Genomic DNA, 14627 nt, shown 5'->3' on the forward strand with positions numbered 1-14627 from the left:
TCGAGAGAAAATGACCGATCCGTTCGGTTACGTCACGGCTTATGGATACGATAACCGTAACCGGCTGGCAGGCGTAGGACCAAACATCAACGACTGGGATGCGAAATACGAGTATAAGCATAATGATTTATTGGCAGCAATCGTGCAGCGCAATGGAGTGACCGGGTCTTACACGTATGAAGGATTAAATCTGACCGGACTCTCCCAACAGAAGCAGGGAGCAACGCTCAATACCTTTGCCTACGGATATGACAACAATCGTAATCAGACAAGCAAGACGGAGAACGGAACGCGGCATGAATTCAGCTACGACCCACCGAACCGGATCGGCACGTCGAGCCAGTTTGGCGAACAGTATACGTATGATTCCCGCGGCAACCGTCAAACGATGCAGAGCAGCAATAGTCCGAACCTGAGCGGAGCAAGTTACCGGTACGATGAGCGAAACCGGCTCGTTCAAGTGACGACCGATGACGGGAAGAACGTAACGTACCGTTATAACGGGGATGGACTGTTGTACGAGCGGACGGAGAACGGGCAGACGGTTCGTTATTACTATGACGGAGCGAATATGATCGCCGAAGGGACGGTAGCGAACGGTTCTGCCGCGCTAAAAGCTCGGTACATTCGTGGAAATGGACTGGCAGCGCGCGCAGATGCAAATGGTGCCAAGACGTATTATCTTCATAACGGGCATGGAGATGTTGTGGGGTTAACGGATGGCAGTGGAAATGTCGTGAACCGGTATACGTATGATATATGGGGAAATCCGCTGACGGTAACGGAGCAAGTGCCGCAGCCGTTCCGCTATAGCGGAGAATTCTGGGACAACAGCGCGCACCTTCAATATTTGCGGGCAAGATGGTATGATCCAAGTGTAGGCCGGTTTATGAGTCAGGATACGTATGAAGGGGATATTAGCAATCCGCTGAGTTTGAATTTGTATACGTATGTGGAGAATAATCCGTTGACAAATGTTGATCCGACGGGGCATTATTGCGTATCTGCCGATGGCAAAAATGCTCATGAAGGTGACTGTAACACGGCAGGTTCCATAAATTTAGGACATGACGATAAATGGATTGGTCATGCAGTCGTTGAAAATGGAGAGCTTAAGAGACTCGTTGGTGTCTCAGGTTCCGAAAATTATTATAAAAATAATCATGTGAAGATGACTTTAAACGTCGATAACTTGAGGGAAAAGGGTACTGTATTCAATGGAGATACAAGTTGCTCCGACTGTGCAAGATTATTACCAGTTTCTGAAGATCCAATAGCTCAAACAATTTTAACGGTAACTCCAGCGGGTGCCACGACCCGTGCTGCAAAAGCTGTTGAAGAAACCGGGGAATTCGCATTAAAATTAGACTTGCAACTATTTTCTCAAGGAAGAAATATTAAAATGCTAGATGATAAGTTTTTGAAAAAGAATGGTTTTGACGCCCACCAAATAAAAGAAGAGTTTGTCGGTGGGAAAATTTCTAGATATGATTTATATGTAGATAAAGTAACTGGAGAAATTCTTATATATTTAAAAGGTGGTAAAGGAGTGCCAATAGAAACCGGAATGCATATAAAATAAGTAGGGTGAAAAAAATGAACAAAACTAATATTTTGGTTAAATTCATTATAACCGGAGATCATTTCCCAATTGATGAAATAACTGAGAAGTTAAAAGTTCAGCCAAAGGCTTTTTTTCTAAAGGGCCAGAAAGGAAAATATGTTGAAAGAAAAGAAACTAGTTGGTATATTAGCACTGAGTATGAGGAATCGTTAGACATTAATGACCAACTTAAGAAAATCATTGATTTATTAATTAATCAAAGGAACCAATTGGTAGATTTAAAAATTAAGTATCAGCTAGGATATTTATTTAGCATTGTAATTAATATTAAAGAAAATCAAGCCCCAGCAGTTTACCTTGAACAAGATGTTATTGAATTTGCTAATTATATAAAAGCAGAATTTGATATAGACCTTTACATTTCTTAAAGTTTTAACTTTAACCACAATGCGATTTGAACTGTAACCCGTAAGATGGACACTTGAAAAAAAGTGACCTCTTACGGGTTTTTGTGCTTTAATCATACTATCGAGAATACATGGGGAAAGAACATCATGAGGAAAATCAGAACAGGATTTACTGAAACAGAGATCAGGCTATTGGAGTCCAATCCGAACGTAAGCCGCGTATCGGGGAGAAACATCTCGTATGCTCCAGCTTTTAAACTCGCAGCAGTGCAAGCTAACCAGGCAGGAGAGCCACCAATGGAGATTTTTTTGAAAGCAGGATTTAGTATCGAACTCGTTGGCCAGAGAACACCTACAGAAAGCCTCTATCGCTGGAGAGAGACCTACGCTAAGTACGGTGAGGCTGGCTTGTTAGAAGAGCGCCGAGGCCTTGGAAGTACGGGTAGACGATCAAAAACGGAATCATCAGTAGAAGAGAAGCTGCAACAAGCAGAAGCTCGGATTAAACTCCTCGAAGCGGAGAACGAGCTATTAAAAAAGCTAGAAGCGCTCGAAAGGCGAAAAAGTAAGGAGTTGACGCCTTCCGAGCGCTTTCAGCTCATTCATCAAACGATTCGTAAGCATGATTTACGACGTTTAACACGTTACCTCTGTCAGATTGCCGAAGTAAGTACAAGCGGCTATTACCGTTGGTGTAGCGCTGAGGAGTCGCGTCAACTGTTAGAGACAGCCGATCAATACGACTTTCAGCTTATTAGGGAGCATTTTGAAGCGTTGAACAGGAAAGCAGGCGCATTGGTTATCAAAATGAGGCTGGAGAAATTGAATGGCATTGTCATGAATCATAAAAAGATTCGTCGTATCATGCGTAAGTTTGGGTTAGTAGCTACGATCCGTCAAACCAATCCCTATCGCAAAATGGCTAAAGCGACGCAAGAACATCGTACATGTCCTAATCTCTTGGAGCGTCAGTTTGATCAAGGAGAACCAGAGAAGGTCCTCCTTACAGACATCACATACATGCGCTATGGTAACGGGCAGTGGGCATATCTTTCTTGTGTGAAAGACGGTGCTACGAAGCAGATTCTGGCACACTATCTATCTTCAACGTTGGAGCTATCCTTAGTTGAACGGACAATGGCTCGCCTACTCAAACGATTGGATGGAAATATTCATCCAGATGCCATCTTCCATTCCGACCAGGGTGTGCACTATACGCACCCGAAAACCCGCCTCCTCATCGCCGAAGCTGGGTTTAAGCAGTCGATGTCTCGTAAAGGGAACTGCTGGGATAATGCGTCCATGGAGACGTTCTTTGGTCATATGAAGGACGAGCTTGACTACAAGGACTGTAAATCTCTTAAAGAGCTGCGGCTACGGGTCAATGAGTATGTGATCCACTACAATTCAGAACGCTATCAGTGGACACTAAAAAAGATGACTCCTGATGAATTCAGAAGTCATCTCCTAGCTGCTTAAGGCTTCAATACCGTTTTTCAACACTGTCCATAAATGAGGTTACAGTTCACTGTGCATTGTTCTTATAATTACATACGTTGATTCAATTGCGACGGCAGGCGAAACAAAATATCTTTATGATAGTAAAGGGCAGTTAGCAGAGGCAGCAAGTTCAGAAGGTACTATTGAGTATCAGTAAGATGAGAAAGGAAACCTTATAAGAAAAAATATAACAAATAACTTGTTAATAAATTCGAGTTTTAAACAAGTCACTGGAATTAATGATGTAGCAGAAGCGTGGACCAAGCAACAAGCCCCCAATGCAAATAATGAGTTTGAAATCGTAAGAGCCCCGAAAAATGTACAAAAAATATCGGGGAGTGGAATAAAGAATTGGGATTATATCGGTATAGTCCAAGAAACCGCCGTGGTGCCTAATCGTTCTATCAATGTGAATGCTCGGATAAACATTGAAAAATTGCAGAACGCGCGAGTTTATTTATATGTAGACTATATGACGGCTGAAGGAAAGTACACGATGGCCCAGCCTGCAACGGCAGAATATAACTATCCAACGAATGGTGGATACATAACCATAAGCGGCTCGGGTACAGTGCCAAGTAATGCAGCGTATGCAAAAGTATATGCTATGATTCGATCGCTGGGTGATGGAGGGAGCGGAACCATCTATGTGGATTCCATGCGATTGTGGTACGGAGAAGAAAAACGCTAAATAACAACGAACAGGCAGAGGTTAGTGTAAAATATTGGCCCAGGAAGCCTTACCGCCAGAAAAATGGAGAATTACCCCAAATATTATATGGCATAGAGAATTTACAAGAGAACAAGCATATGAGGGGCAATTATCACGCTATACATTATACTCTCAAAGGTTTCGTTAAATCTTTGAAATCTAAATTACGGAATTTTTGAGTACTAGGATTTTAACCTACCTGCTTAGCACGCACTCCACATGTGTTGGAAGCGACGAAAGAGAAATACTTACTAAATCCCCTATATACAGACATCATCTGCTAAAGGTATAATTTAGTAGAAAAATTTTTATGAGCCTGTAGAACTAACTACAGTTTGATGTTTTGGAGGATAATTTCATGTGCATTTCCAATAACGTTAAAAAAATGTTTTACATGATTTGTTTAAGCTTTGCAATAATCTCGATTTTCCTTCCTAATAGTGAATCTAATGCCTCTACTGAGGCTTCGGAATATAACTACGATAACTCAGGGAGATTGATATATACCGACACGAATAATGGATTGGCCATTATCAATCGCTATGATAATGCAGGCAATCTTATTGTTAAAAAAGTAGTAAAAATCCCAAGTGTCGAAGCGCCAGCGGAAGTGAGTCTGTCCAACGCTTCATATGACGTGTACGCGTACGGGGTAGCGAAAGGCGCGGCCTCCGTAAGCTTTCCTACGTGGACAGAGGCGAACGGAAACGATGATCTGGAGAATCCATGGGTTCAGGGGCAGAAAGTAAGCGAAGGGGTATGGAAGGCAACGGTTCCTTTTAGCAAACATAACTATGAAACAGGCCTTTACGATAACGACGTATGGGTGGATGGCAAGTTTTTTGGCGGGGCGAAGACGATGGTCAAAGAAACTACGTCCTTACGGGCCCCGGAAAAAGTAGGGTTCAAAGCCGGTTTTTATGAGGTGGTTCTTGAAGGCGTCAGCGATCAAGTACAGCGAGTAACGTTTCCAACGTGGACGGAAGCGAATGGACAAGACGATATCAAACATGTGGAAGGCCAAAAACAGGCAAACGGAACTTGGAAAGCGACAATCCCTTTTAGCGAACATAACTACGAGACAGGAATGTATAGCACGCATGCCTATTGTTATGATCAGTACGGAAATAGTATAGGAATCTGGGGAGCGAATATTCAGGTGTTACCTTAAATCTTCCTTTAATATTTCAGCGCTACGCTAGTTTACAAAAGTAATGTTTATATCGAGCTTAAGTTGAAATAATATTCAAAAAAATAGACTATGGTAACAATAAGAAGCTCCTGTCTCTAAACACGCAGCGAGAGCTTCTTATTGTTTATTAATTTTTCGTATGAAAAATCTTAATTTATTTTCACTAAGCTCCACTTTTGCGCGGGGCTTCCATTATCGTTCCATATTTGTACGGGTGTTCCATCGACAGTGCCGCCCTGTGAAACGTCAAGTGCTTTACCGCTGTTCGCATTAATGAACTTATGGGAACCATCGCCATTATCAATCAGGCGCCATTGCTGCGCTCCTGCACCATTATCACCCCATATTTGTACTGGTGTTCCGTCCGCGGTACCGCTATTCGATACATCAAGCGCTTTACCGCTGTTTACATTAATGAGTTTATATAAGCCGCTTCCGATGTCATAAATGCGCCATCTTTGAGCATATGTACCATTATCATCCCATATTTGAATGCGCGTTCCATCAATAAGGCTACCCCATGTTACATCAAGCGCTTTTCCGCTACCCAGGTTAATTATTTTATATTCTGAACCATTGGGTATAGATTTAACCAGTTTCCACTTTTGAGCGTTTGTTCCATTATCACTCCAGATTTGTACTGATGTTCCATCGGCAGTACCACCTTGCGAAACATCAAGTGCTTTACCGCTGTTCGAATTAATAAACTTATGGGAACCATCGCCATTATCAATCAGACGCCATTGCTGCGCTCCTGTACCATTATCACCCCATATTTGTACTGGTGTTCCGTCCGCGGTACCGCCTTGTGATACATCAAGCGCTTTACCGCTATTTACATTAATAAGTTTATATGAATTATTTGCTGCATTACATATCAACCATCTCTGAGCATTAGTTCCATTTTCATTCCATATTTGCACACGAGTTCCCTGAATAGTCTCGCCCGATGATACATCAAGGGCTTTGTTGCTGCCAACATTTATGAGCTTATATTCTGAAGGCAAACAAATTAAATTAGTCTTACTTTCCAAACTCCCATTTCGATCAAATTGATAATTTATATATTTCCCGTTAAAAAAATCAGCTAATACTAGTTTTCCAGAACTAGAATATACGTATTGAATTGCAGATGCTGTTTGAGTATGAACAAATAGCAAAACGCACAGAAATATAACTATTGTGATTTTTTTCATAAGACGTACCCCTTATTTATATTTGGTATAGCACATTCACTACAAGTTTAAACTAGATAGAGCTTTTCTTCCATATTTTTCAGAATTCTAGTGATTTGTTTCCCACTAGACTTTATTGAGAATTCAATATTAATTCCACAATCCCCCATTTTAAAGATTTTGCAAAGACGATCACTTCCTGCAACCTTTCATCCGATGAAACGTTTAAAGACCACGAGCGGACTCCATATCTAACGGATCCTGATTGCGAGGAGGATGGGGAGGGCAGCAGCGATGCTTCATGTACTTATTGTGGAGCCTTATACGGGGAAACGTGCGAGAATCAAAAAAATGGTGCAGGAAATGGGGCATATCGTCGTCGGGGAGGCGCGTGATCGGGGAGAAGCTATAGAATTGATGGAGCAGGGGTGGCCGACGCTTCTCCTGACCGATCTTATGCTGCCCCGGCTTGAGGGACTGGCCCTGGTGAGACAGGTATACGAACAGCGTATTCCTGTAGTAACGATCGTCCTGAGCGACAATACGCGTTTTGACTACGTACGGCAGTCCATGCAAGCAGGCGCGATCGATTATTTGCTTAAGCCGGTGAAGGCCGAAGAGCTGAGGCGCGCGCTGCAGCGGGCGGAAGAGCGGGTGGGGTATTTCCATGCCGCGCATCGCGAGTTCGTTCAGGCGCAGCAATTTTTCGAGAGACTGGATCGTCTCCAGCCGGGCGAGATCATTCAGAAGCATGCCGAGATGATCCAGAGCATGCAGAGCTTCGAGGAGGGCCAGCAGGGGGAGCGGCTGGGCCTGTTTCGCATGCTTTATGCCAAATGGCATTACGTTCTCAAGAAACACGGGCTCCATCTCGACGAGCCTATCTCATGGGAGCGCGAAGAGGAGGCTATCGCCTATTTTCAGAGGCTGTGCGAGTTCTGGCTCGCCCAGTCCGCCTCGGCGGCGGATAACAGCGTGAAGCTGAACGTGAAGCGGGCCTGCGACTATATCCGGGAGAACTACCGGAGCGATCATACGCTGGCCGAGGTCAGCGGGCGCTTCGGGATGAGCGTCTCTTATTTCAGCGTGCAGATCAAGAAGTACACGGGCTACTCGTTCGTCAATTATTTGAACCGCGTCCGGATCGAGAAAGCCAAGGAACTGCTGCTGCAGCCGAATCTGAAGATTTACGAAGTGGCCGGAGAAGTGGGGTATGACACGCTGCAGTATTTCAATAAAGTATTCAAGCAAGCCGTACAGATGACGCCGGGAGAATACCGGAGAAGACTTGGGATTTGAGGTGGCGTTTAAAAGTCCAGTGAATAAGTGAGCGCTACTCTTACGGATCGTTCTTCCGATCACTCTTGTCCCCGGATTCTTGGATTCTATAAGCCATTGGTAGGTTAGAATCCGGAGACAAAGGTGAACGCTGCCGCTTCTCCAGAACGATTCCGCACGATCCGCGACTTATTCACTGGACTTTTAAAGATTTCGTTAAGAAGAAAATCGGCTCAGAAACAATAAGATCGATTCATTACTTTTCCTGCCTTGCATATTATACTAGGACAGGTCGTTCAGGCGACTGGAATCCAGCGAGGAGGAAAAGAAACGAGATGAAACGAAAGACACGCAGTATGGCTTTGTTACTCAACCTTTTTATCATGTTCTCTTTGGTTTCTCCTTTGGGACAAGCTTTGGCGGCGGACAGTCCCCAGGCGGCATTCGGACAAGTTCTGGATTCGCGCCAAATGGAGCTCGGTCCGGGTGCAAAGTACACCTGGCAGGACATGAAGCTGCCGCAGGGCTTGGAGAAAATTCATTCTGTCGAATTTGATCCGAAAAATAAAGCGCTCGACCTGCAGCCGGGCAAAACGAACGGCAAAGTATACGGGATGCAGGGCGTAACCAAAATGGCCGACGATGCCGACGCCCCCGGGAACCGGGTTATTGCGGCTATCAACGGCGACTTTTACGACATGGCGACCGGCGTCCCGCTCGGTTTGTTCATGGGGGACGGCGAGATTCTGACCAGTCCGCCGGAGAAATGGAGTTGGCTTGCCTTCGGTCTGAAGAACGACGGCACGACGATTTACGGCTTGAGTCCGGAGCTGACCCGGACGGTCACGATCGGGGGCAAGACGGTGCCGATCTCCCACATCAACCGGATGCGGGAAAATAGCGAAGCGCTCATGCTGTATACCGCTTCCTTCCATACTTCCACGATGACGAACGATCTCGGCGACGAGGTTGTGCTTGACGTGCAGGAAGGCGAAGTGAAGAGCGGCAAGAGCCTGCGGCTCAAAGTGGCCGGGATTCATAAGGATAAAGGAAATACGCCGCTGAAGGCCGGACAAGTCGTTTTGTCCGCATCGGGCAGCCATCGGGCCGAGCTGGCCGGACTGCAAATCGGCGACGAGGTCACCGCCAGCTTCGAGCTGGAAGATGCTTGGAAAGACGTCAAGATGGCGATGGGCGGCGTCTTCATGCTGGTGAAGGACGGCGTGGCGCAAACCCACGATGACAAAGCCTTGTACCCGCGGGTCGGAATCGGCACCAAAGCGGACGGTTCGATCATCATGGTTGAAATCGACGGCAGAGCGCCGGGCTTTAGCGAAGGCGTGTCTTATGACGATCTCGCGAAGATCATGAAGGATATGGGTGCCGTGAACGCGCTTTGTCTGGATGGCGGCGGCTCTGCGACGTTCGTGGCCAAGCTTCCGGGAGAAACGAAACGGCAAATTTTGAACCGGCCTTCCGACGGCTCGGAGCGGAAGACGGCGAACGGGCTCCTGCTCGTGAACAAAGCGCCGGAAGGCGCAGCTTCCAAACTCGTCGTGCAGCCGAACTTGGAGCGGGTACTGGTCGGCTCTTCCGTTACGTTCAAAGCGGCCGCCGTGGATGCGAACGGTCATCCGGCTTCGTTCGGCGGAACGCCGGAGTGGAGTCTGAGCGCTCCTCTCGGAACGATCGATACCACAGGAAAATTTACTGCGGGCAACCAGGCGGGAACGGCTGACGTGACAGCGACCGCTGGCGGTTTGACCGGCATAGGGCAAGTGGAAGTGGTGAACGAGCTGACGGAGCTGAAATTCCCCGACGCGATGAAAACCTTCACATCGGGCGAAAAGGTCACGATGAGCGTCAGCGCGCTCCGAAACGGCCAGCTCATTCGCGCGCAAAACAACAAGCTCGAATGGCGGGTAGAGGGACCGATCGGCAGCATCGATGCGGACGGCATGTTTACCGCGACGAATGCAACGGAGCAGAGCGGCAAAATTTTCGTGAAATACAACAACGTTGAAGCGTCAATGGATGTCAAGGTGGGACTTCCGCCGGTCGTGCTGGAGGATTTCGAGAACGGTACGGGCAAATATTTGACCGAATCCGGCGCACGTTACAAGACGGTGAAGATTAGCGAGGAAACGAATGAGGACTTCGTCCGTTTAGGCAATAAAGCGGCCAAGCTGGAGTATGATTTCACCGAAACGATCGGGACTTCCGGGGCTTACATCACGGCGAAGGATTTGGAAAGCAATATTCAAATCCCCGGCTATCCGGAGAAAATCGGCTTGTGGGTGTATGGCGACGGGAAAAAGCACTGGCTGCGCGGGCAAATCCGCGACGGCAACGGTTCGGCCGTCGGCATTGATTACGTAGACCAGACGGTCGGCGTCGATTTTACGGGCTGGCGATACTTGGAGGCTGTCGTACCGAAGGGGCGTCCGCTTCCGCTGCGCATGGATCAGCCTGTGCGTTACATGGAAACGAAAAACGACAACAAGACGGCTGGAGTCCTGTACATCGACCAAATCCGGGCGGTTTACGGGCCGACCAATGACGATATGGACCCGCCTGTGCTGAAAAACTTCAAGCCTGCGGAAGGCAGCACGGTCACGACGAACACGCCGAAAATCGAGGCAATTGGTGAAGATTACGGCTACGATCCGGTGAAGCATCCGGCAACGACGCTGATCGACCCGGACAAAATTCGCTTTTACGTCGACGGTGTCTTGGTGCAGCATACGCTGTATCCTCCGAAAGGACAAATTCATTATACGCCGAACGTACCGCTGGCTGACGGGCTTCACTCGGCGAGGATCAAGCTTAGAGACTTGTCCGGCAACGTTACGGAGAAGGAATGGACCTTTACGGTAGATACGGGTTCGTCGAAGATCGTCTACGACGCACCGACAACCGTTTATGCAGGAAATACGTACACCGTCGATATTAAAGCGCTGAAAGCGGCGGATATCCAGGGCGGAACGATGGAATTCGGCTTCGATCCGGCGAAGGTTGACGGATTGAAGGTATTGAAAGGCGGTAAGCTGGCGGAAAGCTGGCGGAAAGCCAACTCGTCTCTACGGTCGATGAAGCCACAGGCGCCGTAAAATTGAATTTCAACAATATTTATACGGCAGGCTTGACCGGTCAGGATCTGCTCGGCCAAATTCAGTACCGGATTAAGGCGGACGCCAAGGATACGGTCAAAATCGCTTTTAAAACGGGAGCCATTACGTTTAAAGATAAAGGCGATACAACCTTCGGCTTCTTCGGCTTGCCGGTGGAAGCGGCCGTCAAGCATCATTTGCAGCTAAGCTGGGATGAGCACGGTGTCGTTCAAGGGATGCCTACCACATTCAAGGTAGCCGGCGAGAACGGAGCTCCGGTCGAAGGAGCGAAAGTAACCGTCGTTGGCGGTGCCGAAATCGGTGTGACTGACGCTCAAGGTACGCTGGTTACGGGAGCTCTTACTTCCGAAGTGAAGGAGTATCAGCTTCAAGCGATCAAGGGCGACGCCTACAGCCCGATCTCGAAGTTTAAAGTATCGAAGCTGGCGGGCAGCCCGATTCCAAGCAACGTCAGCGTGACGATGGGAGTGGACACGACGACCTCCAAAGCCTTCACTTGGCATACGGACCCGGCTACGGGCGATACGGTGGTTGAGGTCGTGAAGAAGTCGGAGTTTACAGATTTCAACGCGCCGAACGTGAAGCGGTTTACCGGCAGCAGCTATTTGTTCAATACGACGGATACGGGAACCGTTCGAGTTCATAAAGCCATTGCAAGCGGGTTGGAGCCGGGAACACATTATGTGTTCCGCGTGGGCGACGGCCATGGCAACTACAGCCAGAACGGGACGCTTCAGACTGCGGCTGCCACGGGCGAACGCACGAAGTTCATTTTCCTGGCGGATTCGCAGGCGTCGAACGAAGCGGGCTTCAAGCTGTGGGGAGACATTTTGAAAAAAGCGATGACGGATCATCCGGATACGGAGTTCGTCGTGCAGGGCGGCGACTTGGTCGAGGACGGCTTTAAGGAAAACGAGTGGAACATGTGGTTCAATGCCGCTCAAGGCATCCTGATGCAAACGACCGTCGTGCCTGTCGTGGGCAACCACGAAGTGACCGGTGCGCGGAAAACGGAAGATTACCTGGCTCACTTCAACCATCCGCAGAACGGGATCGACAGTCTCAAAGGAAGCAACTTCTCCTTTGATTACAAGAATGCGCATTTTGTGGTGCTGAACAGTGAGTATGATTTCGAGCAGCAGAAGGAATGGATGCGCAAAGACTTGGCCGCGACCGACAAGAAGTGGAAGATCGTCGCTTTCCACCGCGGACCGTTCGGCAGCATGTACGATTCCGAGCATATCCGTGATACCTGGACGCCGATTTTCGACGAGTTCCAAGTCGATTTGGTCATGAACGGTCACGATCACGTCTATGTGCGGACGTATCCGATGAAAGATAAAAAGCCGGTCGCCGATGGCGAAGGCACGACTTATATCGTCGGCGGCTCGTCCGGTCCGAAGTTTTACCAAGTATGGGCAAGAGAGTGGCAGAAGGTGACGGACGGCGAGCAGGTGCAGATGTACGTCGCTGCCGAGATCGACGGGGACGAGATGAAATTTGTCGTCAAAACGATCAACGACCGCGTAGTGGATCAGTTTAGACTGCTCAAAATTCCGGCGCAGTCGGTCGTGATCGATAAACCGATGGCCAATCTGGCCGTGAACGAGAGCGTTAAATTAAATGCTACCGTGCTGCCGGCCAATGCCAGCAACAAGAGTGTAACATGGTCCGTGTATAGCTCTTCCGCGGACAATGTTGTTAAGGTGGCAGCGGACGGCTTGGTGATCGCACAAAAATTAGGCAGTGCTGTCGTTCGGGCGACAAGCGTATGGAGCAACGTATACGCCGACAGCGTCATTACGGTGGATCGACTGCCTCAGATTCGCGTGGAAGAAGTGCGGTTGAACCAAACGAGCGGCAAACTGAAAGTTGGGCAAGAGCTTCAGTTGAACGCAACGGTTCTTCCGGTGAATGTAACCCAGTCCGTCTATTGGACCGTATATGGCGATACGTCAAAAGGCATTGCCACCGTCAACGGCAGTGGTCTGGTTAAGGCGGCTGCGCCCGGAACCGCGACGATCCGCGCGATGAGCGCAGTGGATGCGACGAAATACGCGGACTTCCGACTGACCGTAGAAGAAGCGGAGAAGCCGACCAATCCGAAGGTCAGCGAGGTTAGGCTTAATCGCGAGGTTGCGGTGCTGAAAGTGGAAGAAACGCTGCAATTGTTTGCAACAGTGCTGCCGGAGAACGTGCTTAACAAAAACGTCATCTGGTCGGTGGAAGGTCCGGCGGGAATCGCCAATGTCACCGACAAAGGTCTGGTTACCACATTGAACCCGGGAACGGTATTCATTCGCGCGACCAGCCAGATGGACCCGACTAAGTATGCGCAGATGGAGTTGATTGTAAAAGAACGGGACGACTCCGGAAGCTCCGGTGGTTCGGGCACGCCGGTAACGTCTGGCAACTCGGGCAATACTGAGCCTCCGGCCGTTACGCCGGGTAAAGCTACGGTAACGCAGGGCACCATCTCCGTCGAGGCGAAGATCGAAGCGGGAACCGCGAAGGTCGAGATTCGCGCGGAAGATTTGGAGCTTGCGCAGAAGGAAGCAAGGTCGGACTCCGACGGTGCTAAAGTGGTCCGTGTCGAGGTGAAGGGCGCTCAAAATGCGAACCACGTGGAAGTGTCGCTGCCTAAGAAATCGGTAACGAAGCCGGCGCCGGACAACAAGTTCGAGATCGTGACGCCTATCGGCAGCGTGACCGTGCCTTCGGACTTCCTGAAGGATAAGAACGCGGCGGACACCGACTTCGTAAGCTTGGTTATCAGCAAGGAGGACTCGTCTTCCCTAAGCGAAGAGGCCCGGAAAGAAGTCGGCAGCCGTCCGATCATCAGCTTGGAGGTCAAGGAAAAAGGGGCGTTCCGCGCATGGAACAACCCGGATACGATCGTGCGCATCGCCATTCCGTATATGCCGGCAGCGAAGGAGCAGGAGAATCCGGGCAAGATAGTCATCCGGTACCTTGATGCGGCGGGACGCATCCTTCCGGTGCCGAGCGGCATCTACGATTCGGCGGCAGGAATGGTGCGGTTTGAAGTGAAGCATTTTAGCAAATATGCCGTAGCGTTTGTCGACAAGACATTTGCGGATATTGCGGAGTATGCATGGGCTAAGCCGTCGATCGAGGCTTTGGCGGCGCGCGACATTATCCAGGGCATGGATGCGGGCACGTACGCCCCGGCGCTGAACATTTCGCGAGCGGATTTTGTCGCGATGGTCGTGCGAACGCTGGAGCTGAAAGCCTCCGTGACCGGAAACTTCAAAGACGTGAACGGCGGCGATTACTATTACGAAGCGCTGGGCACGGCCAAGGAACTGAAGATTGTTGAAGGAACCGGCGCCGGGATCTTTAATCCGAAAGGAAAAATCTCCCGTCAGGATATGTTCACGATCACGGCGAGAGCGCTGGGCGCGGTCAGAAACATGAAAATGACCGCGAGCACCGAGACGTTAGCCGGTTTCGCGGATCGTGCGAAGGTCGCAGCTTATGCGGCGGACAGTCTGGCGGGGATGGTCAAGGAAGGTCTGATTGAAGGTGACGGTCAGGCGCTGAACCCGGAAGGAAACGCCACGAGAGCGGAAGTCGCCGTGTTCATGTACCGCATCTTGAACAAGATTTACAAGTAATTCCACAACGCAAAAAGAGCCCAATCCGTACGC

The 14627-nt window shown here is 49.1% G+C and carries 9 protein-coding genes; 8 read left to right on the forward strand and 1 reads right to left on the reverse strand.

Features of this window, described 5'->3' with window-relative positions; genetic code table 11:
* The 5 genes from PEH01S_RS35155 to PEH01S_RS20140 form a co-directional block, all read left to right on the forward strand.
* Nucleotides 1-1582 (forward strand): RHS repeat-associated core domain-containing protein (locus PEH01S_RS35155; protein WP_246063005.1); only part of this gene is annotated, 1582 nt, incomplete at its 5' end.
* A 14-nt stretch (nt 1583-1596) separates the two neighbouring features.
* On the forward strand, nt 1597-1992 hold the full coding sequence (locus PEH01S_RS20125; protein WP_127487645.1) for a DUF4279 domain-containing protein: 396 nt from the start codon (nt 1597-1599) through the stop codon (nt 1990-1992).
* Nucleotides 1993-2118: 126 nt separating this feature from the next.
* Nucleotides 2119-3450 (forward strand): IS3 family transposase, encoded by a 1332-nt coding sequence (locus PEH01S_RS20130; protein WP_127487647.1) that lies wholly within the window; start codon nt 2119-2121, stop codon nt 3448-3450.
* A gap of 220 nt (nt 3451-3670) precedes the next feature.
* The gene (locus tag PEH01S_RS20135; protein WP_127487649.1) at nt 3671-4162 is read left to right on the forward strand and encodes a hypothetical protein; all 492 of its coding nucleotides are present in this window, start codon (nt 3671-3673) and stop codon (nt 4160-4162) included.
* A 379-nt stretch (nt 4163-4541) separates the two neighbouring features.
* Nucleotides 4542-5354: a GBS Bsp-like repeat-containing protein gene (locus PEH01S_RS20140; RefSeq protein WP_127487651.1), complete on the forward strand. Its 813-nt coding sequence runs from the start codon at nt 4542-4544 to the stop codon at nt 5352-5354.
* A 170-nt stretch (nt 5355-5524) separates the two neighbouring features.
* On the opposite strand, the gene PEH01S_RS20145 is transcribed toward PEH01S_RS20140, so the two are convergent.
* Nucleotides 5525-6571, reverse strand: a complete 1047-nt coding sequence (locus tag PEH01S_RS20145; RefSeq protein ID WP_127487653.1) for an RICIN domain-containing protein — start codon at nt 6569-6571, stop codon at nt 5525-5527.
* A gap of 273 nt (nt 6572-6844) precedes the next feature.
* Between PEH01S_RS20145 and PEH01S_RS20150 the strand changes: the two genes are divergently transcribed.
* The 3 genes from PEH01S_RS20150 (at nt 6845) to PEH01S_RS35510 (ending at nt 14594) form a co-directional block, all read left to right on the forward strand.
* Nucleotides 6845-7849 carry a helix-turn-helix domain-containing protein gene (locus PEH01S_RS20150; RefSeq protein ID WP_127487655.1) on the forward strand — a complete coding sequence of 335 codons (1005 nt, stop codon included), beginning with the start codon at nt 6845-6847 and terminating at the stop codon, nt 7847-7849.
* A 314-nt stretch (nt 7850-8163) separates the two neighbouring features.
* Entirely contained in the window at nt 8164-10938 is a 2775-nt protein-coding gene (locus PEH01S_RS35505; RefSeq protein WP_246063006.1) for a phosphodiester glycosidase family protein, read from the forward strand.
* A gap of 2 nt (nt 10939-10940) precedes the next feature.
* Complete coding sequence (locus PEH01S_RS35510; RefSeq protein ID WP_246063008.1) at nt 10941-14594, forward strand: S-layer homology domain-containing protein; 3654 nt, start codon at nt 10941-10943, stop codon at nt 14592-14594.
* Nucleotides 14595-14627: the final 33 nt, after the last annotated feature.

This window comes from Paenibacillus ehimensis NBRC 15659 (assembly GCF_004000785.1).
In the GTDB taxonomy this organism is placed as follows: Bacteria; Bacillota; Bacilli; order Paenibacillales; family NBRC-103111; genus Paenibacillus_G; species Paenibacillus_G ehimensis.

Excerpts from the sequence above, each read along its gene's own strand:
- PEH01S_RS20140 (WP_127487651.1), top strand. The coding sequence starts at position 4,542 with ATGTGCATTTCCAATAACGTTAAAAAAATGTTTTACATGATTTGTTTA.
- PEH01S_RS20130 (WP_127487647.1), top strand. The coding sequence starts at position 2,119 with ATGAGGAAAATCAGAACAGGATTTACTGAAACAGAGATCAGGCTATTG.
- PEH01S_RS20145 (WP_127487653.1), bottom strand. The coding sequence starts at position 6,571 with ATGAAAAAAATCACAATAGTTATATTTCTGTGCGTTTTGCTATTTGTT.
- PEH01S_RS20150 (WP_127487655.1), top strand. The coding sequence starts at position 6,845 with ATGCTTCATGTACTTATTGTGGAGCCTTATACGGGGAAACGTGCGAGA.
- PEH01S_RS35505 (WP_246063006.1), top strand. The coding sequence starts at position 8,164 with ATGAAACGAAAGACACGCAGTATGGCTTTGTTACTCAACCTTTTTATC.
- PEH01S_RS20125 (WP_127487645.1), top strand. The coding sequence starts at position 1,597 with ATGAACAAAACTAATATTTTGGTTAAATTCATTATAACCGGAGATCAT.